Origin of the sequence: Floridaenema fluviatile BLCC-F154 (genome assembly GCF_041929135.1) — a bacterium.
Classification (GTDB): domain Bacteria; phylum Cyanobacteriota; class Cyanobacteriia; order Cyanobacteriales; family Aerosakkonemataceae; genus Floridanema; species Floridanema fluviatile.
In genome coordinates this window covers 16,979-38,806 of record NZ_JBHFNS010000036.1, presented here as the reverse complement: position 1 = coordinate 38,806, position 21,828 = coordinate 16,979, and the positions used below count along the sequence as shown (strand labels likewise).

18 protein-coding genes are annotated in these 21,828 nt (G+C 39.9%); 8 read left to right on the top strand and 10 right to left on the bottom strand.

Features of this window, described 5'->3' with window-relative positions:
* Window positions 1–17: 17 nt before the first annotated feature.
* Together ACE1B6_RS08070 and ACE1B6_RS08065 are read right to left on the bottom strand one after the other, a co-directional pair.
* Window positions 18–725 (bottom strand): LmeA family phospholipid-binding protein, encoded by a 708-nt coding sequence (locus ACE1B6_RS08070; RefSeq protein WP_413256738.1) that lies wholly within the window; start codon window positions 723–725, stop codon window positions 18–20.
* Window positions 726–883: 158 nt separating this feature from the next.
* Window positions 884–2,668, bottom strand: coding sequence for a DUF3685 domain-containing protein (locus ACE1B6_RS08065; protein WP_413256737.1), 1,785 nt, complete (start codon window positions 2,666–2,668; stop codon window positions 884–886).
* Between the two features lie 240 nt (window positions 2,669–2,908).
* Between ACE1B6_RS08065 and ACE1B6_RS08060 the strand changes: the two genes are divergently transcribed.
* Window positions 2,909–6,130 (top strand): NACHT domain-containing protein, encoded by a 3,222-nt coding sequence (locus ACE1B6_RS08060; protein WP_413256736.1) that lies wholly within the window; start codon window positions 2,909–2,911, stop codon window positions 6,128–6,130.
* 12 nt (window positions 6,131–6,142) lie between these two features.
* Here ACE1B6_RS08060 and ACE1B6_RS08055 read toward each other — a convergent pair whose 3' ends face one another.
* Complete coding sequence (locus ACE1B6_RS08055; protein ID WP_459562988.1) at window positions 6,143–6,595, bottom strand: Fur family transcriptional regulator; 453 nt, start codon at window positions 6,593–6,595, stop codon at window positions 6,143–6,145.
* A 458-nt stretch (window positions 6,596–7,053) separates the two neighbouring features.
* Between ACE1B6_RS08055 and ACE1B6_RS08050 the strand changes: the two genes are divergently transcribed.
* The 4 genes from ACE1B6_RS08050 to ACE1B6_RS08035 all read left to right on the top strand — a co-directional run bounded on the left by ACE1B6_RS08050 (window position 7,054) and on the right by ACE1B6_RS08035 (window position 10,955).
* Window positions 7,054–8,232, top strand: a complete 1,179-nt coding sequence (locus ACE1B6_RS08050; RefSeq protein WP_413256734.1) for an ATP-binding protein — start codon at window positions 7,054–7,056, stop codon at window positions 8,230–8,232.
* Between the two features lie 75 nt (window positions 8,233–8,307).
* Window positions 8,308–8,763 (top strand): response regulator, encoded by a 456-nt coding sequence (locus ACE1B6_RS08045; RefSeq protein WP_413256733.1) that lies wholly within the window; start codon window positions 8,308–8,310, stop codon window positions 8,761–8,763.
* 137 nt (window positions 8,764–8,900) lie between these two features.
* Window positions 8,901–10,436, top strand: coding sequence for a diguanylate cyclase domain-containing protein (locus ACE1B6_RS08040; protein WP_413256732.1), 1,536 nt, complete (start codon window positions 8,901–8,903; stop codon window positions 10,434–10,436).
* Window positions 10,437–10,463: 27 nt separating this feature from the next.
* Window positions 10,464–10,955: a CRR6 family NdhI maturation factor gene (locus ACE1B6_RS08035; protein WP_413256731.1), complete on the top strand. Its 492-nt coding sequence runs from the start codon at window positions 10,464–10,466 to the stop codon at window positions 10,953–10,955.
* Here ACE1B6_RS08035 and ACE1B6_RS08030 read toward each other — a convergent pair.
* The 3 genes from ACE1B6_RS08030 to ACE1B6_RS08020 all read right to left on the bottom strand — a co-directional run bounded on the left by ACE1B6_RS08030 (window position 10,938) and on the right by ACE1B6_RS08020 (window position 13,221).
* A complete protein-coding gene (locus tag ACE1B6_RS08030) occupies window positions 10,938–11,555 on the bottom strand; it encodes a hypothetical protein (protein ID WP_413256730.1) in 618 nt (205 codons plus the stop codon). The genes ACE1B6_RS08035 and ACE1B6_RS08030 overlap by 18 nt on opposite strands.
* A 15-nt stretch (window positions 11,556–11,570) precedes the next feature.
* Window positions 11,571–12,206 carry a D-glycero-alpha-D-manno-heptose-1,7-bisphosphate 7-phosphatase gene (locus ACE1B6_RS08025; RefSeq protein ID WP_413256729.1) on the bottom strand — a complete coding sequence of 212 codons (636 nt, stop codon included), beginning with the start codon at window positions 12,204–12,206 and terminating at the stop codon, window positions 11,571–11,573.
* 79 nt (window positions 12,207–12,285) lie between these two features.
* Entirely contained in the window at window positions 12,286–13,221 is a 936-nt protein-coding gene (locus ACE1B6_RS08020; RefSeq protein WP_413256728.1) for a glycosyltransferase family 9 protein, read from the bottom strand.
* 75 nt (window positions 13,222–13,296) lie between these two features.
* Between ACE1B6_RS08020 and ispD the strand changes: the two genes are divergently transcribed.
* On the top strand, window positions 13,297–13,989 hold the full coding sequence (gene ispD / locus ACE1B6_RS08015; RefSeq protein ID WP_413256727.1) for a 2-C-methyl-D-erythritol 4-phosphate cytidylyltransferase: 693 nt from the start codon (window positions 13,297–13,299) through the stop codon (window positions 13,987–13,989).
* Window positions 13,990–14,131: 142 nt separating this feature from the next.
* Here the strand turns inward: ispD and ACE1B6_RS08010 are convergent, their stop codons facing one another.
* The gene (locus ACE1B6_RS08010; RefSeq protein ID WP_413256726.1) at window positions 14,132–15,268 is read right to left on the bottom strand and encodes a tetratricopeptide repeat protein; all 1,137 of its coding nucleotides are present in this window, start codon (window positions 15,266–15,268) and stop codon (window positions 14,132–14,134) included.
* A 138-nt stretch (window positions 15,269–15,406) separates the two neighbouring features.
* Here ACE1B6_RS08010 and ACE1B6_RS08005 point away from each other — a divergent pair, with 138 nt between their 5' ends.
* Together ACE1B6_RS08005 and ACE1B6_RS08000 are read left to right on the top strand one after the other, a co-directional pair.
* On the top strand, window positions 15,407–15,733 hold the full coding sequence (locus ACE1B6_RS08005; RefSeq protein ID WP_413256725.1) for a YbjQ family protein: 327 nt from the start codon (window positions 15,407–15,409) through the stop codon (window positions 15,731–15,733).
* Window positions 15,734–15,981: 248 nt separating this feature from the next.
* Complete coding sequence (locus ACE1B6_RS08000) at window positions 15,982–16,611, top strand: hypothetical protein (RefSeq protein ID WP_413256724.1); 630 nt, start codon at window positions 15,982–15,984, stop codon at window positions 16,609–16,611.
* A gap of 221 nt (window positions 16,612–16,832) precedes the next feature.
* Here the strand turns inward: ACE1B6_RS08000 and ACE1B6_RS07995 are convergent, their stop codons facing one another.
* Genes ACE1B6_RS07995 through ACE1B6_RS07985 form a run of 3 tightly spaced genes read right to left on the bottom strand, consistent with a single transcriptional unit; the run spans window position 16,833 to window position 21,812 of the window.
* On the bottom strand, window positions 16,833–17,696 hold the full coding sequence (locus tag ACE1B6_RS07995) for a CPBP family intramembrane glutamic endopeptidase (RefSeq protein WP_413256723.1): 864 nt from the start codon (window positions 17,694–17,696) through the stop codon (window positions 16,833–16,835).
* Window positions 17,697–17,712: 16 nt separating this feature from the next.
* Window positions 17,713–18,828 carry a class I SAM-dependent methyltransferase gene (locus ACE1B6_RS07990; RefSeq protein WP_413256722.1) on the bottom strand — a complete coding sequence of 372 codons (1,116 nt, stop codon included), beginning with the start codon at window positions 18,826–18,828 and terminating at the stop codon, window positions 17,713–17,715.
* A 26-nt stretch (window positions 18,829–18,854) separates the two neighbouring features.
* Window positions 18,855–21,812 (bottom strand): glycerol-3-phosphate acyltransferase, encoded by a 2,958-nt coding sequence (locus ACE1B6_RS07985; protein WP_413256721.1) that lies wholly within the window; start codon window positions 21,810–21,812, stop codon window positions 18,855–18,857.
* Window positions 21,813–21,828: the final 16 nt, after the last annotated feature.

The window sequence follows — 21,828 nt, the reverse complement described above, 5'->3', positions numbered from 1 at the left end:
GAAGCGCAACTACATACTTAAGCTGAGGGAAATTGTTCGATGTTGGCATTAGCTTGAATTGTTAGCTTACCTGCGGCAATTTCAATTTGTTGAATGTCAAACTTTGTGCCTCGTTGAGCAATGTCGTTTAAGCTTAAAATATTGTTGACTTTTGCGATCGCTAAATCCAAAAACTCCCCTGGTACTTCTGCACCTACAAAACTTTGTTTATTTAAGAAAATTCCCTGACCATTTGCCTCAATTTCCGGTAAAGTAATGTAAGTTCCTGACTGGATTTTTCCCGCAAAAATCCAATGGAAATGAAAGGCGATCGCCCCCTCTTCTGTTAACTCACAATTTACCTTTTCCAACTGAACTCTCTGCTGTTTCTCCTTTAAAGAATCTGTTAATTCTGCATTCAACACTTCAGTCAATTGTTCCCGATCGATCGCCATTAGCAGCTTCCCTTCAGAAGGATGTAACAACTCAATTTTCCGGCGAATTATGCTTTTCATATTTACCGCAGCAGCACCAATATCTAACTGAAATTCTGCCACTCGTAAATACGGACGCAGCAAAAGATTAGACATTTGAATACTCAGTCCATCCAGTTCCCCACGTCTTAATTGTTTCAGATTACATTTAATCCGAACTCGCAAACATTCTGCATCTACCAACCTCGACAAAACAAACTCAATAAATCTGTTAACCGCCTGTTCTCTAAAATTACTTCTTTCTTCAGTCACACTCTTTTTTTACCTCTCCTTATTTAAGGACTGGGTACTAGGATAGTTTTGAGTTGTAGGGGCGGGTTTAGCAGGTAAATTTATACTCACAACAGAAAACTTAACAACAAAACCCGCCCCTCCCCTACAGAGTCCCCCCATCCCCTTGTCCCCTTGTCCTACTTACCTCGATCGCCATTTCTCCCCAATTTTGTATCATCCCAAGCATTACCAATTCCTTGAAGAATTCCCCTGGCAATTAAACCGATACCTCTGCCAACTACTTGAGTTAAAACATAAACAGCACCTCTACCAACTAAGGAAACAACCGATCGCACGCGAGGGGCGATCGCATCTCTAGTTTCTAATGCTAAAGTCACGGCGTAAGGAATTCCCGTAAGTTCCCGTAACTCATAATTACGAGGTGCATAAATAAACACTTTAATGATGCCATAACCATCTAAAACTAACAGATTATAGCGACTTTCAAAAATTGCCTTTGGCTCATTTACATATTTTTCTACTCGATATTTCCAAGATAATTCATTTCTAAATTTTTCGATTTGTCTGGTCGAAACCAGTCTTCGATCGTAAAAATTTTGCTTGACTTCTTCCACATCAGCTAAATGATTTAACAGCGGTTGTACTACGGCATTAGCTACTTGAATCACTATATTTTGTAATAACAATTCGGCTCTCACCATTGCTTCCACTGTTCCCACCGAATAGGGAATATTATCAATTATTAAAGGAATGTCAAACAGCAAATGAGCTAATAGATCGGTGACTTGGGGAAGTTTTACCAAAATTTCTAACTGGACAATTTCGGCATCTTGTAGAATCACTTGGACAACTTCTAAATCTTGATTTCCCAGTTGCAAAGTGTAATATTTACCAAAAAACTCTATAGCCGACAACCGCCACAAGTCCAGCAAAATCAGCAATCTTTTTTCTGGTAGTTGACTCAATTGCACTTGAGAAAATCGTAATTCATCGACCAGATCTTCTAATTTATGCAACACAATATTCAATAATTCGCGCCGTTTGTCTTCGCGAAAAATGTCAACTTCCAAAGGAGAACCTGTGAGGTTTTTTAAACCATATTGAATTTTGGCGAAGCTGTTTTCAAAGATTTGCGATCGCCCAGACGACAAACTCACCTCTCGACGCACTATTGCCGAACTTTTAGCCTCCCGCTGCTCCCGGCTAGGCTGCGACGCTACTCCCCGGCTTCTTCCTGGCTGCTTCGGTGCAGCACTAGCTGGTAATCTAGGCGCTAACAACCCATTTACCAACCGTCTCGCCGCTAACAACTCTCGCCGCCTTCCCGCCAAAATTGCCCGATCCAACACCGACAGGCGCGAATCTTTTAACTCTTCGTTCACTTCCGCCAAAGCCGCTTCAATTTGGCTCAGTCCCGACTGGCGCATTCTATCGAACAAACTAGTGAATAAACCCGGTTTTGGGCTACTTTCCCTTTTTTCAGGCTGATTGGGGCTTGCTTGCCCTAAATTAGAAGACAAATAACTGTACGTTCCACCCCCCGCAACCAAGCGAATTGCTTTGACTAACTCAGAAACTTCGGTTCCCTTGAGACAAAAACCCTCAGCGCCGAGTTGTTGCGCCGCTTCCAGCAATACAGGTTCTTGGAACGAACTCAACAACAAAACTGGTAACTGAGGATATAAAGTTTTCAACTGTTGACAAAGTTCTAATCCCGATTGTCCAGGGGGTAGCGATCGATCCAAATCCAGATCTAAAATTACTAAATCAACAGAAGTGCGAAGCAGCGCCGAAATTTCCCGTAAATCCCCTTCCGACTGGGCTTCTGCAACTACTCGTAGATCGGGAAACCGTTCTATAATTACGCGCAGTCCGGTACGAAAGACTGGTTCATCATCTACCAGTACTAAGTTAACTGGACGATCGGGTGATATCAGGTCAGGATTTGCCAGTTCGGTCATGATAGTTTAATTGTCATTTTTCTAAGGCTAAAGGCTAAACTGGATAGGGCGATGGATTGAGAGAATTTGTATCTCCTAATTGGTAGTTCTCCCATTTTTCGTTCCAGAGTTAGGTCTGGATTCTCTTTTAGTCTCCAGGCTTCTTAACATCTTAAATGGTTAGCATTTATCTTTGAAAAAGATACCTCATCTATTAACGTTAACCATAGCGAGCAGTTTCCAAGTAGGCGTAGGAGTTGGATGAGCTTTAGCATTCGTTACTGGCTGACAGAACATAATATTGAACTTTCTCAACTGCAAACTCCAGAAGCGCAAACCGCAGGTATTGCTTTTCGTATGGTGCAGGATATGGAGGTGAAAAGCCTCACGCCTTTTGATATTAGTCCTTTAACTGAACTTCTGGAACAGCCCTTAACTATTGTTTGGCAACAAATTGAGCCAATTTCCCAGATTAGCGTGCAATTGTTACGAATTTGGAGCCGCAAACGCGCCCTGAAGCGCAATGAGGGTACATGGCTAGCTTTCCAAATTGCTTATATTAAGTCGTTTCAGAAGATTTTAGAACAAGAAAATATCCTGAAAAGACCTTGGTTAGACCGAGCCAGCGTTCCCATTACAGCTGCTGGAGATAATACCCGATTATCTACTTTATCCGATCCCCAGTTGCAAGCTTTAATTAAAACTTTGCGTCCGGGGAGGCTAACAGATACCCAAGCGGAACAAGCACTTTCCCTAATTGGAGAGTCTTTTTTAGTTCAGCAAATGAATAATTTGGCGATCTCTTGGTTTGTCAGCAATGGCTTAGAAGAAATTCCCGCTAAACTCGTCGCCCAAAGATTAATCCACGCACTTCCCGGACATTTGCTGACTGTGATTGCGGAAAACCCTTTAGCTTTAGCCCAATTACAAAGATTTGTCCGTTTGGGTAATTTAGCCAATAATTTAGAAAACAATATTATCAGTGACAGCGAAGAGTTAGAAATCCTCGATCAAGATCAAGATCATACTTTTTCTGTTGTTCCGGCTGTTACTCCACCTACTCCCACTATCATCGATCTCCATCGGGAAAACTACCGAGCTAGTCTCCTGAAAATTTTATCAGAACCTTTATTAGGAGAACTCTTCGCCCTAAAAGATATTTTTGTTTCTCCGAAAGCCATACCAGTAGAAGCAGAATTAGAAACTAAATTGCGTTATACAACCAGCGGCAGTTCTTTTCATTCTTCAAGTAATTCTGCATCAGCAGTTAATTTAATGGAATGGGCAATAAATCAAGTTTCTAACTTAGATAGCGTTGCCATTATTGAAGGTGAAAGTGGGTCTGGAAAAACTAGTTTCTGTGAAATTTGGGCAGCAAAAATTGCTCAGGAAATTTATCCTTCTTGGATGCCGATCGTCATTCGATTGCGCGATGCTACTTTGGGCAGAACTTTAACTCAAACCTTGGATAGTGCTTTTCCTTTAGCTAAATTTACCTGTGCTGATGGTTGGCTTTCACCACAAAATCCCCCTTGTTTGTTAATTTTAGATGGGTTGGATGAGTTACCAGCTTCGCCTGTTGCTGAACGACAATTTTCTGCTTTTTTCGACCAAGTGCAGGATTTTCAACGGCAGTTTGCGGGTGCTTCTGGACGACCTCGCCACAAAATTTTTATTACTTGTCGTTCGGAAACTCTCAGGAATTTAGCTCGTAGTTTACCTGTCTCTTTTGAGCGAATGGCAATTACTCCATTAGATCAAGAACAGCTGAAAGAATGGTTTAAGCGTTGGTCGAAATTGCAATCTAAATCTTTAGCGCAAGCTTTCTTTAGTTTTTTAAAGCAAAGTGGCGTGTTTCAGTTTCGTTTAGAAGTAAAAAGTTTCGCCACATTAACACATCAACCTTTAATTTTGCTCCTGGTTGGGATTTTATTTCGCAGTGGCAGGATCGATGAAACTTTGTTGCCAATGAGTAGGTTTTCCCAATTGCGATTTGAAATTTACGATCGCCTTTGTCGCTGGTTGTTGGGTGAATCTCCTGATGGAATGTCCCCCGGAGATCGGGTAATTCAAGCTGGAGATAGTTTGGCTACTAGTTGTCGTTCTCCTGAAGCGATCGCTAATTTACTCCAAGGTCGCACTCCCGAACAACTGCGTCAATTAATGCAAACAGGGGCTTTAACTTTGCTCAAAAGTGGTCGTTTCTCTCAGGAAGTAACTTTAGAATTAAAAACAAAAATTGCCGAAAATGTAGAAGCAGAAAATGTTCCGAATCTCTCAGATTACTTAGGTTCAAATTATCCCTTACCACCTTTCTATTTTCATTACTTTAATTGCCAATTTCCTCATGATTCGAGTTCCCTGGATCGCAAAACTTTCGTAGAATTTTCTCATGCGAAATTAGGAGAATACCTCTGTGCCGAAGCGATCGCCCAACAGTTAAAAATGATTACCCAAAAAGTTGCCGATGCCTATGGAGAAACTATTTTTACCCTCAATTCATCCGTTAGCGTCGCCCAACATCTTTACAAATTATTAGGTTTCGGGATTTTTAGCCCGGAAATCGAAGAATTGATCGGAGAACGTTTGCGCCGAGAAGAAGCACGCAGTCCCGAAACTTTTTCTTTTCAAGTACTTACAGAACGTCTTTATAATTTCTACCGTTCCTATAGTCGCGGTCGCTGGTTAGATGAAGGGATCGCTCACAATGCTCGCGCTTATTTTCAATCTTTAGGTAATAGTTTAAATGTCCTGCAAATAGATGCCGCTGTCGGTCTGAATGTATTTCTTTTATTATGTACCTGTCAAAGAGAAGGGAGAATTCCATTTTGGCCCTGTGGCGATCCCGCAATTCCTGAAGAGTTCGATCCCGATCAATTATTAACTTTAATTGGTCGGACTGCGGTGTTATCTCCGATCGCCTTTTGGGAGCGATCGCGCCACAGTTTAATGTTACTTAATTTGGCGGGAGCTTGTCTGCAAAATGCCATGCTTTCCGAAGCTAACTTTTGGAAAACTAACTTCTTTGGTGCAGAATTAGTCGGCGCAGATTTATCCAAAACTAACTTACAAGAAGCTAATTTATCTTGGGCAAATCTCACAGGAACTAATCTTTCAGGTGCGAATCTCTCAGCCGCAAATCTCACTGGCGCGAATCTCACTGGCGCTAATTTATTAGGCGCAAATTTTCATTTAGCCAGTTTAACTAATGCTTGTTTGTTTGAAGCTAAAATGGAGCAAGAAACCCAAGATTTAGCCGAAAAAAGTGGTGCTTTATTCTCCTTAGAACAATATCGCGCCTGTCAACTAGCCTTGGCTAATTTAGATACAGGAATACGCCGCAATGTCAATTCCACTGCTAATATTAGCTTTGAAACTGTACAGCCTGATTCAACATTACTAGTGCTTGAGGATCAAGGCGATCGGACTATGATCCCGCAAAATCTCGATTTAGATAACGATGAAACTATGTATTTGGAATAAAAACTTAGTTGATTATTCAGATTCACAAGATTCAGGCGAACGATAACCAAAAAAGTTAATCGTGTAATCGACAATTTTTACACCTGTTTGTGCTTCTACTAATTTAATAATCTCCTCTGGTAGTTCAATATGAACATCCAAAATTTGATTAGTGTCCACACAATTAACATGGCTGTGAGAATCACTGATATTACCATACAAACGACCGTCCGATCGCTCAATGCACTCAATAATTCCTTGGGCAGATAAGGCTTCTAAATTTTGATAAACTGAAGTATGACCGATGTCTTTACCCTGTTGATTTAAACGGTTGTAAATCTCACGGGCTGACAAATGCTCTTGTTCTTGCCAAAGCAATTCTAAAATAAAGCGACGCTGACGACTCAAGCGCATTCCCATTGCTTGACACTTGTCTAAAGCATCCTCTAAAGACCGAATTGGTTTAACCGTCGCTTGATTTTGCATATTTGCCGATCTTACCTCATTAGGTAAATCACTCATATAACTCTATGTCTTCTATGTTACTTATGCTAATATAACTAGCCAATTGTCAACTTAGGTTTCCTGCTTTGGGGTTAGTTACAAAAATTTCCCCAATAAAACAAACTCATTACCACTTTAGCTTAATCTCCCTGCAAATGTCTACTAGTGCCAGAAGCCAGAAGACTTTGATAGCCTGGTAAAAGGTCAATAATGCTCGAGTTTTGGGGCTACTAACCTCAACTGGAACAAATCTGTCACTTATCATGATTATTTAATTTTGGATAGATATAAAAATGTCAATTATTTGATGGTTATTTTCTCAAACTATTGCCCAATCTTTACGGAAGAGCTTATCATTAGTATCCTTGCTAGCAAGTTTAAAAGAGTGACTAAACAGCTTTTTCTTGACAAAAATACTGACCCAACCGAGTAAATTTATAATGAAAGCTAATCAAACAGCAGCCGATAAAGGATATATTTTACTGGTTGACGATCAACCGGACAACTTAAGGCTTTTATCTACTTTATTAAGTGAACGTGGATATGAACCTCGTGGCGTAATTAGTGGACAAATGGCAATCAAAGCCGCTAAATCAAGTCAGCCAGATTTGATTTTGTTGGATATTCTGATGCCAGAAATGGACGGTTATGAAATTTGCGAACAACTAAAAAGTAATGAAAAAACCCGGGAAATACCTGTGATTTTCATTAGTGCGAAAGATGAAACAATAGATAAAGTCAGAGCCTTTGGTTTAGGAGCAGTTGATTACATCACTAAACCATTTCATGTTGATGAAGTATTAGCCAGAATTGAAAATCATTTAAGTTTACGCAAGCTACAAAAACAACTCAAAGAACAAAATGCTTTATTTCAACAAGCAATTATGATTCGTCAACAAGCGGAACAAGCATTGCAGAAAGCTAATAAAGAGTTGGCACACTCTAATGCGGAATTAGAACAATTTGCTTACGTTACTTCTCATGATTTACAAGCACCTCTGGCAACTATTGCTAGTTACGCACAACTTTTACAGCAACGCTACGAAAGTAAATTAGACAACCAAGCAAATAAATATATACAACATATTGTCACTGGTTGTTTAAGAATGCAAACTTTAATTGAAGATTTATTAGAATATTCGCGAGTTAGTAGAAACCAAAAAAGTTTTTCCCCAGTAGATTGTAATAGCATACTAGCTACGGTTTGTAGTAATTTACAGTCAACAATTCGCAAAAATAAAGCAACAATTGTTTATAACAATTTACCAACATTCATCGGCGATCGCTCTCAGTTATTGCAACTATTCCAAAATTTGATCGATAATGCAATTAAGTACCGTCAAGAAGAACCCCCGAAAATTGAGATTAGTGTCGAATTGAGGGAAAATGAATACTTATTTGCTGTGAAGGATAATGGGATTGGGATTGATTCTAAATCTTTTGAACGGATTTTTCAGATTTTTCAACGCTTGCATACTCCTCAAGAATATTCTGGTACTGGTATTGGGTTGGCAATTTGCCAAAAGATTGTGGAACTTCATGGCGGTCGAATTTGGGTAGAGTCACAGTTAGGCGAAGGAACCACTTTTTATTTTACGATTAGTTCTCAGATTTCTTGAGGTAAGTGTTTAAGTGTTCATGAATAAAATTTGGCAGTTTCCTCTTCACAAAGATCCTATTTGTGAGGAAATACGATGAATAAATATTCCCCAAATTTTACTATCTTAATGGCTAATGACGATCGCTCAGTTCATTTGCTAGTTGAAGAAGCATTGCAAGAAATTCGCCTAGCAGTGCAAATTTTTTTCGTGAATAATGGCGAAGAGTTATTGGACTATCTTTATAGTTGCGGTGACGATGCTAATTTAACTAATCTCCCAACTCCTCATTTAATTCTGCTTGACTTAAATATGCCAAAGCTGAATGGCAAAGAAGTGTTGACACAACTTAAATCTAATTCATCTAATTGGCGACACATTCCGATTGTCATTTTCACTACTTCCCACCAGGAAGGTGATATTAGAGACTGCTATAATTTAGGGGCTAACTCCTTTATTGTAAAACCTATGACTTTTGATAGATTAGTTACAATTATGAATGATTTATTTAACTATTGGTTTAAAATTGTTTCTCTGCCACCAGGCATTTAGTAATTTTAGCTAAAGAGTATATTAAGTATTCTTGAGATATCGATCGCAGTTTGTTAGTTTAGCTAAACTTGTTATAAGATAAGATTGAGACTTTGGCAAAAAAAAATTCTTCCATAAGCAATTAGACAAACAACCAATTGACAGAAGTAGCTGAGATTGTGGAAACAGAGCAAAAATCATTAAAAGTTCTCTTAATAGAAGATGACCTAGCTGATGCGGAATTAATCCAAGACATCTTAGGTTCGATCGATCGGATAAACTTCCAAGTAACAAATGTCAATCGTCTGAATCAAGGAATAAACTTACTGTCAGAAACCAAGTTTGATGTCATGTTATTAGACTTAGGTTTACCAGATAGCAAAGGTTTAGAAACTATTAGGAATACAAAAGCTTATGCAGCTGATTTACCGATAATTGTATTGACGGCTCTCAACGATCAAAAAGTTGCCATTGAAGCAGTACGCCAGGGAGCACAGGATTATTTAATTAAAGGTGCATTGCAAATTGATTTACTGGTGCGATCGATCCATTATGCGATCGAGCGTCAGCAAATCGAAGAAAAGTTGCGCCAACAAGTAAAGCGAGAACAGTTATTAGGAAAAATCTTAGAACGGATTCGTCAATCATTGAAAATAGAAGAAATATTGAATATCTCTGTAGCCGAAGTACGGCAATTTTTTCAAACCGATCGCACAGTAATTTATCGCTTCAATTCTGACTGGAATGGAGAAGTGATTGTGGAATCAGTTAACCCCGAAATCATGTCAATACTAGGGTTTAAAATTAACAAAACTTGTTTTAAGAAAAATTATATTGCTCGATATCAAAGAGGCGAAATTCAAGTAATAAATGACTTGCGTGACTCGGAAGTAAATCCCTGCCATGTGGAAATCTTCACCAGATTGCAAACTCAAGCAACGATCGTCATCCCAATTTTAGAATTTCATCGGGATCGAGCAGATAATACACCATTACTTTGGGGATTATTAAGCGTTCATCATTGTCAAAGTCCTAGAGAATGGCAACAATGGGAAATAGAATTTTTGCAACACTTAGCTAATCAAATAGCGATCGCCATTCAACAATCAGAACTTTACCAGCAATTAGAAGTAGCCAATCAAAAATTACAACTTCTTGCCACAACAGATGGCTTAACAAATTTAGCCAATCGCCGTCAATTTGATATAGTTTTACAAGAGGAATGGCAGCGTTTAACCAGACAACAAGAAGCAATATCATTAATTCTTTGTGATATTGACTTTTTTAAACTTTACAATGACAATTATGGTCATGTAGTCGGTGATTCTTGTCTCCAACAAATTGCCAGCACGATCGGGAAAGCCGTCAACCGCCCAGCTGATTTAGTCGCCCGTTATGGCGGAGAAGAATTTGCCATCATTTTACCAAACACGGAAATTACTGGAGCCATGAATGTTGCCGAAAAAATTCATCGTGCGGTGACGAATTTAAAAATTCCCCATGAAAGATCGCCAGTGAGTAAATATGTCACTCTCAGTTTAGGAATTGCCAGCACTATTCCTATTCACGCTCGATCGTGTACTTACTTGATTAAGTTAGCAGATCGGGCATTATATCAGGCTAAATCTCAAGGGAGAAATCGGATTATTTCAGCAGATAACCAGTCACCTGTTATAGTAGATAATAAATTTTAAAGTGAAAAATTCTGGTAAATTATTCTTATGACGATCGCCATTACCCTAAACACAGAACAAATAAATAACTTAGACTTATCCCCCGCTAAAACAGTCATCGAAAAACTATTGCAAACAGACGCGATCGCCAAATCCGAACAACAACTTTCTTTCGAGATTAACTACGATCGTTCAGATGACGATCCCAGAGAACTTTCCGAAATTGACGAAGTAAGATTGTGGTTTATTCGCCTCGATACCCTTTACCCTTGGCTACCCTTTTTATTAAACTGGCAAAACGGAGAACTAGCACGTTACGCCGCCATGCTAGTACCCCATGAATTCCATCCTCGCAGCCATGAAATTCAATATAATCCCCAAGCCTTAGAACTTTTTATCGTGCAAAAAATCTTTGTTTTAACCGATTGGTTAAATCATCAAAGCATACCTAGTAAATCCAAATTAAAAGCAATGGCATTAACCTTTGGAATTGAAATGGATGATGCCTTTTTTGACTTGATTTCAACAAATCCGGTATAAAGTTTCTGTACCGAGAGTAGAATGTTCTCGCATTGCCCAATTACCAAAAGCTTTATCACCTTCAATTTGGTAATGTAAGCCAAAAACTTCATCTTCACCCCAAGCAACAATTAAGCGATCGTTAACTTGCAAACCTACACCTTGATACTCAACTCCCACCAACCAAGAAATCTGATAAATTTCCCCTAAAGGAGTCACTTGGAGAGTACCTTCGTAACTGCCAGATTTACCCATTGTGCCCCGAACATTATAAGTACCTGCAACTTGCTTAGGGATACCACCTACAGCTTTTTCTGTCTCAACAATTCCAATATTATTAGCCGCAAACCATTTTCCATCTAAAGTCCCATCAGAATTAATCTGATAAAGGCTAATTCCGTAAGCTGGATGAGAACTACAACTAGCATAAAGATTGCCATTTTCAAAAAAAGCAATTCCCGGATAATCGCCCAAAGTAGTCAACCAAGACATACTATAAAGTTGTCCCATCTGATGAATTTGTACCGTACCAGAATAGGGAGTTAGATCGATCGTTTTTGCCTCTGTAATTGTCCAAGTACCAACCGGGCTAGTTTTCGGTAAATTTGTGGTAGTATTCATCGTAAAGTTGTTTAATTATCTCTCTATTTCTAAGTTACCCAATTGTTCGCAGATCCATGCAATCGCAGCACTTAAATCTGTAGCAATATAATCCGGTTGAGTATGATGTTGGTAAGCGCCACTTAACACCCTGCTACCAAAACCAGTTTCCACTAAAATTCCGCAACAACCCGCATTATGCGCCATATCCACATCGGTTGCTTTGTCGCCAATCATAAAACTTTGACTGAGGTCTAAATTATGTTCCCAAGCAGCGGCGATTAACATTCCAGTATTAGGTTTACGCCAGGTACTCCAAAGGCTAAATTCTGGGTTAGTACCTCCTTCTGGTGGGCTCAAATAAGGACAATAATACAAAGCATTTAAATGAGCATCTGCTTCAGTTTGCAATAATTGACATAATCGCTGATGTAATGCTTCTACGTGATCGACTGGATAATAACCTCTCGCAGGACCAGATTGATTAGAAACTAAACAACAAAAAATGTCTAAATCATTTAAGCGACGGACTGCTTGAGCGACACCGGGAATTAAATGTAAATCAGCAATATTGTGAATGTAACCTGCTTCGACATTTAAAACACCATCGCGATCGAGAAAAACAGCAGGTCGAGAAGAGTGATAATTTTGGATTTCGGAGTTAGGATGCAAAAGTTATTCTTCCTTTGACTTGATCAATTTCAGATTTTAGCTGAAATCGAAAATCCAAAATCCAAAATCCAAAATAGATTTATCCGGCCCAAACCTTTTCTAAAATGGTGTTGGGTGAGATATCTGACAGTTTTCCACTGGGAGATTGAATGACGAGAATGCGATCGCTTTTTGGCAGCACCTTTTCTGGATCGGTAGCACCAAAAAGAGCAATCACATAAGTTTGTACTCCTATGCCTAACTGCATTGCTGCACCATCAGTACAAAGCAACAAACTCGACCCAGCAATCATTGCCGCTAGTTTACCCAAATCTTCTGGGGCTGTTACCTTCAAATCTGGGAAAGTTTGCAACAATTGACTAACCACAACTTGGTTATTAGCATCCAAGATTAAGACCACAGGTAAAGAAGGCTGACGCTGTTGAAAATCTTGAATAATTTGTCGCCAACTTTCTGTTGGGTAAGAATTTTCACCTTGAGTAACTTGAATTAAAACATAGCCACTATCAGAAATTCCTAACCGTTTCTGTTCCGCTTCTACCCATTGAATATCTTGCTTTGGTACATTAACTGCTACTTCAGGACAAGCGGAAGTAATGCTTAATCCTTGTAGCAAATCGTGGTACATCGCCGCAGTGTATTGTTCTGATTTCTTGGGGATAGAATCAGTGAGAAATAGTTGACCTTGACCACGATAGCCAATACGTTTCGGAATTCCAGTCAACCAAATTAACAAACCTGCTAACCAAGTTTGATTCAAAGAAATGGCGATATCATATTCGCGATCGCGGATCGTACCTAAGATATTGCCCCAATCTGCCAGACTATTGCGGTCTGTAAAATCGTAGGCAAACACATCATTGACAGACTTACAGACTCGATAGGCACCTACTGACTTAGGTTCGACGACTACATCAATTTCAGCTTCAGGGTAATTTTGAATGAGGTCATCGAGAGTAGGAAAAAACAGAATTTGATCGCTAATCCCGCCAGGGACAAGAGCTACTATTCGCATATTGATCTAAATAGGCTTATCCGCACCTCATTTTAGTGGAATATAGTAATAAGTAGCGCAAAAATCGAGAAAGCAGTGCATTTATTGATTCCAGCAGCCGGAATGGGTCGTCGTATGGGGAGTAATCGAAACAAACTCCTACTGACGTTATTAGGCAAACCTTTAATCTTTTGGACTCTGCAAGCCGCCTGTGCCTCTCGCCACATTAATTGGATTGGGATAATTTGCCAATTGGAAGATTTGCCCGATTTAAAGGCGATCGCTGAAGAAATGGCTTTGACTAAGCCCGTGCGGTTTATCCAAGGCGGAAAAACCAGGCAAGAGTCAGTTTACAACGGTTTGCAGGGATTACCCCACAATGCCCGTCATGTATTAATTCACGATGGGGCAAGATGTTTGGCAACGCCTGATTTGTTGGACAGATGTGCCGAAGCTTTACAGAAATGTCAGGGTTTGATTGCGGCTGTGCCCGTGAAGGATACGATTAAAGTTGTCGATCGCACTGGTTTAATTAAAGATACTCCCGATCGCACTAATCTTTGGGCCGCCCAAACACCCCAAGGTTTTGACGTTCAGCTATTAAAACAATGTCACGAAACCGGACATAAATCTGGTTGGGAAGTCACAGATGATGCCGCTTTATTTGAAAAGTGCCGTTTACCCGTGAAAATTGTCGAGGGAGAAGAGACAAATTTAAAGGTAACGACACCTGTAGATTTAGCGATCGCTGAATACATTTTGCGCCAAAGGCAGGGGACTGGGGACTAGGTACTGGGGACTAGGTACTGGGGACTGGGGACTAGGTACTGGGGACTAGGTACTGGGAGAGTTTTCAGTTTTGAGTTTTGAGTTAAAAAGTCCCCTCTGCCCCCCTGCCCCTCTGCCCCCCTGCCCCCCTGCCCCTCTGCCTCTACTGCTGTAACTGCCGAATAGCGGCTTCTACTTGCTGGGCTCTTTCGTTGTTGCCTTGGCTTAGGTAGAGACTGCGGACATAGTTAAAAACCGAGAGGGCATCTTTAATCTTTCTTTGTCTGGCGAAAACTACGCCCAAGTTGTAGTAAGCAGCGGCATTTTGTTTGTCTAGCGCAATGACGCGCCGATAAATCCGGATCGCTTCGGGGAATTTTTGTTGTAGTAGGTAAATTTCGCCAACTCCAGAAAGTGCTTCTACGGATTTCGGTTTAATTGCTAATACCCGACGATAAGCATTTAAAGCGGGTACAAGTTGGTTGTTAGCCCGAAAAACGTTGGCGATTTGTAAGTGAACTTTTGCGTCGCGTTTGGCTAATTTAATTGCTCGTTGTAAGGACGCAATTCCGGCGGTTTTATTGCCTTGTTTGAATAAAACTGCACCCAAATTTAAATGTAATTTTGGGTTATTTGGGGTGTATGCGATCCCTCGCTGCAAAATATCTGCTGCTTCTGGGTAACGATTTTGTTCAGTTAAGATTGCTGCCATTAACTGATAAGCTTGCCAGTTTTTTGGATCGAGAGCAATTACTTGTTGATAAGCTGCTGTTGCTCCTGGGAGATCTCCTTTACGGAAGAGTACAGTTGCTAATCCGATGTGAGCATTGACATTATTTTTGTCTAATTCGGTGGCGCGTCGGTAAGCAGTTGCGGCACCTTCGTTATCTCCTAATTTACCGAGACAAAAGGCTAGTGCCGAGTGTAGTTCGGGGTTTTTCTTATCTAACTTAATTGCTTTGCGATAATGATCGATCGCCTGTTGAAAATCTTGCCGTCGCGCATAAATAAAGCCTATTGCTGAGTAAATGCGCGGATTTGTGTTATCTAATTTAGCGGCTTGTTGGTATGTGGCTAATGCGCGATCGACATTTCCTGTCCGTTGCAACATTTGAGCTTCGCGCAATAGTTTTTCCACTTCGCTATTTGGGGAAGTTTGGTTGTCTGGAATTGGGAGAGTTTCATTTGCTTTTGCTAATTGCGGCGTCGTTACCGCTAACCCTCCCAATAGCAAGAGACTAACCATCAAGTAGCTCTGCTTTTGCTTTTGCATAGTAGATTTTTCCTGGGATTCTGCCATTGCGAGAGTATTGAGTTCACTTTGGGATATTGAATCAGAAATTGTGAAATTTTGATACCCTGGAGAGGAAAGTATCTTTACTTTTTGTCGCTAAGTAAATTTTTCATTGTAATATTTTTTACTGTTTGAGGTAGGGGAATGATTATTACTACAACTGACGTGATTCAAGGCGCTCAGATTGATGCTTACTTGGGAATTGTGACCGCTGAAGTAGTTTATGGCACTAATGCTTTGCGTGATTTTTTTGCGGGAATTCGCGATATTGTTGGGGGAAGAACTGGCAGTTATGAGCAGATTTTTGAGAAAGGTCAGAGGGAAGCGATCGCAGAATTGCAAAGACGAGCACAAAGTATGGGCGCTAATGGCGTGATCGGTGTCGAAATAGATACGGGGACAATTAATGTGGATCAGAAAGGAGCTTTGTTGCTGATTACGGCGATCGGAACTGCCGTTAAACTACGATAAATTTTGCCTGTTTAATGTTAATTGTTTCTGATTAACTTTCTTAATTATTCGGAGTTTACTAAAGGGTATTTATAGTTACTTTTAGTAAACTCTTGTAAACTTATTTTTCCTATTTCTTTCGATAGAGAAGCTAGTTCCTACCCTTGATAGATATTGTTTAGCATTGATCGACCTAAAGTATAACTACATTAGTTGATACTATCTGCTTTAAAAACTCTATCACAAAGGAATCAAGGGAGGAATAAATTATGGCTTATGGAAATCGACCAGTTGATGTTGCCGATCCAATGGTAACAAATCGAGTTGTTGATTATCACGATCGCGTCAGATGGGGTCCGATCGTTTCAGGTATTTTAATTGCTTTAGCAACGCAACTAGTTTTAAGTGCTTTAGGTAGTGCGATCGGTCTAACTAGTTTAGCTAATTCAGGCGCTCCTAGAAGTAATGCAGATGATGTTGGTATTGGCGTGGGAATTTGGTCAATTATTAGCTTATTAATTGGCTTATTTGTGGGTGGTTGGGTAGCAGCCCGTGCTAGTGGTCCGATGAATCGAAATACAGCCCTTTTAAACGGCGCAATTCTTTGGGCAGCAACTCTGACAATTGGCTCTTGGTTAATTGCAAATGGCGTAGCAGGTACTTTCGGAATTGCTGCTTCTAATCTGGGAGAATTAGCGGCTAGAAATAGGTTAAATATTCCGGCTAATACTACTAATATTACTGCTCAAGAAGCTAGAGCTATTGCAGGTAACGCTGCTAGAGCAAGTTGGTGGTTTTTATTTGGTTCTTTGCTAGGTTTAATCGCATCATTAGTTGGCGCAACTGTAGGCGCTCACAGTCCTCGCAATTACAATACCACTTACACCCCAAATACCTAAATTTTTGCCAAGTCAATCAAACCTTCTTGCCATTAAAATCACCTTTGGAAAAGGGTGATTTTTTTGTCATATTAAATCCGATGTTGACACCTACTTATTGGCAGAATTTGCGGGCATCAGTGTTGAATGCAAATCAACAAGAAACATGAGTTAAGGGATTTAGAAGATATTTTGTCCAACCTCGATCGCAATATTTAGTAGTTCTGAAACCTTTTTTCAAATCACGATCGCTCTCCAAGTTGCCCAGTAAAAATAATCCAAATACAAACCAACCCTAAAGGAATCCAAGCGAGAATGCCGTTATAGCCTACCCATTGCCAATTTGTTCCTCCAGAAAATAGCATTAATGTTAATGAACCGCCGATCGCATTTGTCGCCCCATGTCCTAAACTAGCCGCCCAAACACTACCAGTTTTTAACCTTAACCAACCGAAAATAATTGATAACAAGACTGTAAATACAGTGAAAATTATCAGTCCTAAAAATTGATTTTCATATCGTTCATAGCCGAAAAAAACTAGCGGGTAATGCCAGATTCCCCAAATTATTCCCGTAGAAATTGCGGCGATTAATGGACGATCGGCAAATAAACGAATTTGTAAGTAACTTCGCCAGCCAAATTCTTCTCCCCAAACAATAGGTGTGGCAATTATAATTGCTTGAATTAATAAGGTAGGTAAGAGGATAAAGAATAGATTATCGGGAGTTTCTGGAGTTCCATTTGGTAAGTTTAGACTCGTGAAAAACCTCTGTAAGGAAAAGTCTGGTTGACTTAAATTAAAGAGAGTTGCTAATAGAATAATGACTGCGGTTACTCCTAGCGGTAATAACCAAGCAAATAAATAATAACCCCAATTTCTTTTTAAATTGAGTGACAGTCCAGCATCGGCAAAACCTTCTTTAGTTACCCATTTGCGAACTACAAAACAAGCTAATGCGGGGGCAAATGCTCCTGGTAAGGCGACTGCTTGAAAGGCGGGGTTAGTGCCTGAAAATCCGGCTAGGTAAACTATAGTCCAGTATAGCCAAGCTGGAAGAAAAGCGATCGCCAAGTAAGCCAATATTCCTTTAGTTTTCTGACTCATTTACACAACCAATTATTTAAGTTCTTTTTAAAAGTATCCAACGGAGTTCCATTGGCGGATTTTTACTAATCGGAAATAAGTCGCGTCCCATTGCCCAATTGACATACCAAGTGGTTGGGGGCCATGCTTCTGTAGGTAAGTTTTTTTGTTCGTATTCTATTACTGATTCATCGGAAATAAGCTCTAATGGTAAATCTTCCATTGCGGCTTGGAGTTCTTTTCTAGTGATAATATAAGACCAGGAAACTTCGGACATTTCTTTCACAAAATTATCTGGTTCATAATCATCAACTGCTAAAAAGACGCTGAATAAAAGTAAACCGCCGCTGCGTAAAGCGTCGCACATTTTAGCGAGGAATAAACGGACTTGATCGGTGTAGCGAAAGTGGGATAAAACTTCGGAGGCGATCGCTAATTTATAGTAAGCTGCTTTCATGCGTAAAAGTGGTTCTAAAATATCTCCTTGAATCACTTTTACAGGTAAATTTTGGTTGTTTACTTCAGCGGTCAATTTTTCCATAAATGCGGGGGTAAGTTCGATCGCATCTACTTGATAACCTAACTTTGCTAAAGGAATAGTATTGCGACCTGTTCCCGCACCAATATCTAAAATTTTTGTCGTTTCTCGATCGCCTAATTCCCCAGCAATTTTCATTACTTTAGCATCAGGATGACTACCAAATAAAGGTTCTTGGCGAATTTGCGGCCATTTTTGATACTTATCGGCAACTGATTCTACTAAAACTTTGGTATTAATTGTAATTCCACTTGCCAAACCTTTAGCTTCTTCCGCAGGTAAAAAGCTCACTAATAAACGTGCATGAGGTGAAATTTTATATCCCTCTACTAAACCTTTAGTAATTAATTCTTTTAAATTATTAAAATTATCTTCAGTTAAAGTTTGCCCTAATGTTTTCAGCAAATTCTGAACTAACTGCAAGTATTCATCTAACATTGCTGGAACACAGGGTAAAGAAATTTCCCCTTGTACATTCATCAAGCTTTTGAGTTTTTCCAACAATGCTTGCTTTAAAAAAGTCGGATCTTTCACCGTTAATTCGGTTTCCGTTTTTGACTCACTTCCTAAAGCTACTGGCTGAGATTCTTGCAAAGATATGTTATCGTTCGCCATAATTAATTAAAAATTGCCAACCTAAATTATAATATTTCCACAGTTCCGAGTTGACCGTCAATTCGCACTAGCTGACCATCTTTTAACAAACGGGTTGCATCTTGAATATCCATGATTGCTGGGATACCATATTCACGAGCGACGATCGCACCATGAGATAAACGTCCTCCTACTTCAGCAATTAGTCCACCCGCCCTAGCTAAAAGCGGTGCCCAACCAGAGTCAGTATAAGGCACAACGAGTATAGTTTCACGATTAATTTCCGGCACAGATTGCAAATTTCTTAACACTTTAACTCTTCCTTCTGCTTGTCCTGCACTTGCACCTATTCCCTGTAAAAGTTCTGTTGGTTGTAAGGAAGCAGTTTTGAGGATAGTAATTGGCGGCGCATTTCCGTAGACTACAAAAGGTGCGGTTTCTAATTGTCGATCTTGGGATAATTGCGATCGTCTTTTGGCAATTAACCGGATTATTTGATTCGTTAATTCGCTGTCTGTTTGATTGATAATTTGGCGAATTTCTGCTATCTCCAAGAAAAATATATCGCCTGGTTCTTTAAGTAAACCTGATGATAACCAGCTTTTTTCTAATGCTAAGAAACTCCACCTTAATTCAGCTAAGAATTGACTATATATTTCCGTAACTCTACCTTTTAAATCCAAGCGACGTTGCACTAATTTTGCTTGCCATCTTTGTTTTTTTGGTAATCTTACTTTTGGCGGTGGATTAATAATAAATTGAGCGAAAATTTCTCTTACATGATCGGGTTCTTCTTGCCAAGTCGGAACCGCAATATCTGTAGCAACATCACTCAAATAACCATAACTTTCTAAGATTTGCTCAAACTGTTGTAACAGTTTTTGTCCTGCTTCAGTTTTGATTAAACTGACAAATATCTGAGATATTTCTTCCGGGGTAACTCCTTGATTAATCAGCAAATTTCTTGCCTCAAAAGCGAGTGAAGTTAAACTCCGCAAAGAAGCAACTTCTGGTGCTTCCCCAGCATTTAATTCCGCATCTTTTACCCGAAAAATTGCTTTTCTTAGGGCAAAACTCAAAGGAGCAAGGATACTATAATAAGTAGCTTTGCGGAGTAATGTCAAAATTAAATCTATCCGGTTTAACAAAGCTTGAGATTCTGTGGTATTCTGGGATTTTTTTAATTTAGTTAAACCAGGGGCGAAGTGTTGGCGATCGTCCCGAGCAAAATCCGCCTCTAAATCTCTTTCTCTTCCCCATAAATTGAGTAAACCGGGCACATTTCGCAAAGTGGAAATTAACGGCGGTTTACTAAATTTTGCTCCTCTAGTTAAAAACTCCAAACTTTCAGGAGGTAAACCCATTCGGCGAAAGATTTGTCCTAAAAGTGTAGCGTTAAAGTAAGCGCGAGAATAGTGCAAAGTTGCAGTTTCGTTAAAGTCTAATCCTTGCGCTCCTTCGCGCAAAACTAGAGTAAAAATTTCTCCCCAAACGCCACAAGTGAGAGGACGATTAATTGACCAAGTTAACGGACTAATCAAACCCGGAATCACTTCTGCGGCAATTTTTCTTGTCCAAATTGGGGATAAAGTAGTAATTGGACGAGTTTGCAAAAGCCATAAGCGATCGCCATCATAACTCCATTCAACATCTTGGGGAATCCCATGATAACGATTTTCTAATTCTCTCGCTAAAATTGCCACTTGGCGAATTAAACCTAATGGAACATCCCCCTCTCCTTGGAGAGTAATTGATGATAAATCAGAATTTTGTGCAGTTGCCAAATCGCCAATTTTTACCCGATATTGTTCTGGCGTAACTTGTCCTGAAACTACTTGAGAAGCACCACCCGGTAAAGCTTCGATGATTACCAGATCGCCAGTTTGAGTAATGGGATCTCGACTGAAAGCTACACCCGAAAAAGCACCGCGAATCTGTTTTTGAATTAACACCGCCATTGCTGCTTCTGGTAAATTTCGGTCTAAGCGATATTGTACTGCACCTGGTCGATCGTAAGAAGTTTGACAACTGATAATTGCTTGTCTTAGTGTAGTGCGATCGCTAACATTTAAAACCGTCTCATATTGTCCCGCCGCCGAAGCAGTTTCGGAATCTTCACCAACAGCAGAAGACCGCACCACTAAAGGATTTTCTAAATCAGGTTGCAGCGAATCAACTATTACTTCAGGATCGTCTCCAGGTAACAGCACCCAACCATCAGGAATCGCATAACCCCAGCGTTTTAATTGAGATAAAGTCGCTGCTTTTTGTCCAACTTTTGCCGCATTCAGTTTTTGGTCTAAAGAAATCATCGATCTGTCGCCTCGAAAAAAGCGAAACATTTTTTGAGATTCCGGTCTTCCCCCCGAAGTCGGAAGGTCTAAATCGTCAGGAAGTTTCTGATAGATCCAACCGATAATTATAGCAAGTGCGATCGTTGCCATAATTCGCGATCGATCCTGGGGATACAACAAGATTACAATCAAAGGCAGTAAAACTAAAACACTAAGTTTTCCCGCCTTTCTTTCCCGGATAATTGTAAAGCTAATTCCCCCAATCACAAACACCAAAAAAGACACTAACCAATCATGAACAATAAAACCCCAAACAACATTAGTAGTTCCCGCACCTCTACCAATCCAATAACGTCCTAATACCAAAGCAATTAAAGCAATTACCTCCCATTCTGATGGGTAAACCTGAAAAAAGTTTTGCCAAAAACCCAAAAATCCCGTTGATGTCTGAGTAAAAATTTCCGGCGCAAAAAACAACCGCGCCAACACAACCGCAAAAATTCCTTTAAAAGCTTCCGAAAGAACTGCTACAATTCCTACAACAGTTCCCCCGTGATAAAAAGCTGCTTGTACGCCAATATTTCCCGTACCCAGTCTCGCCAAGTTCCGTCCGGTCAGCGCATAAGTAATCCAAGCAACTAGGGGTAGTCCCCCCAACAAGGGACAAAAGACGAAAATTAACAACACACCCCAAACTTGCGTCAGTGTCATTCCCAAAAATCCTTAA

Bases quoted from the DNA above. Each gene is read 5' to 3' on its own strand.
- ACE1B6_RS07995 (WP_413256723.1), bottom strand. From the start codon at position 17,696: ATGAGTCAGAAAACTAAAGGAATATTGGCTTACTTGGCGATCGCTTTT.
- ACE1B6_RS07985 (WP_413256721.1), bottom strand. From the start codon at position 21,812: ATGACACTGACGCAAGTTTGGGGTGTGTTGTTAATTTTCGTCTTTTGT.
- ACE1B6_RS08060 (WP_413256736.1), top strand. From the start codon at position 2,909: ATGAGCTTTAGCATTCGTTACTGGCTGACAGAACATAATATTGAACTT.
- ACE1B6_RS08000 (WP_413256724.1), top strand. From the start codon at position 15,982: ATGGCTTATGGAAATCGACCAGTTGATGTTGCCGATCCAATGGTAACA.
- ACE1B6_RS08035 (WP_413256731.1), top strand. From the start codon at position 10,464: ATGACGATCGCCATTACCCTAAACACAGAACAAATAAATAACTTAGAC.
- ACE1B6_RS08030 (WP_413256730.1), bottom strand. From the start codon at position 11,555: ATGAATACTACCACAAATTTACCGAAAACTAGCCCGGTTGGTACTTGG.
- ACE1B6_RS08055 (WP_459562988.1), bottom strand. From the start codon at position 6,595: ATGCAAAATCAAGCGACGGTTAAACCAATTCGGTCTTTAGAGGATGCT.
- ACE1B6_RS08020 (WP_413256728.1), bottom strand. From the start codon at position 13,221: ATGCGAATAGTAGCTCTTGTCCCTGGCGGGATTAGCGATCAAATTCTG.
- ACE1B6_RS08050 (WP_413256734.1), top strand. From the start codon at position 7,054: ATGAAAGCTAATCAAACAGCAGCCGATAAAGGATATATTTTACTGGTT.
- ACE1B6_RS08005 (WP_413256725.1), top strand. From the start codon at position 15,407: ATGATTATTACTACAACTGACGTGATTCAAGGCGCTCAGATTGATGCT.
- ACE1B6_RS08010 (WP_413256726.1), bottom strand. From the start codon at position 15,268: ATGGCAGAATCCCAGGAAAAATCTACTATGCAAAAGCAAAAGCAGAGC.
- ACE1B6_RS08045 (WP_413256733.1), top strand. From the start codon at position 8,308: ATGAATAAATATTCCCCAAATTTTACTATCTTAATGGCTAATGACGAT.
- ACE1B6_RS08065 (WP_413256737.1), bottom strand. From the start codon at position 2,668: ATGACCGAACTGGCAAATCCTGACCTGATATCACCCGATCGTCCAGTT.
- ACE1B6_RS07990 (WP_413256722.1), bottom strand. From the start codon at position 18,828: ATGGCGAACGATAACATATCTTTGCAAGAATCTCAGCCAGTAGCTTTA.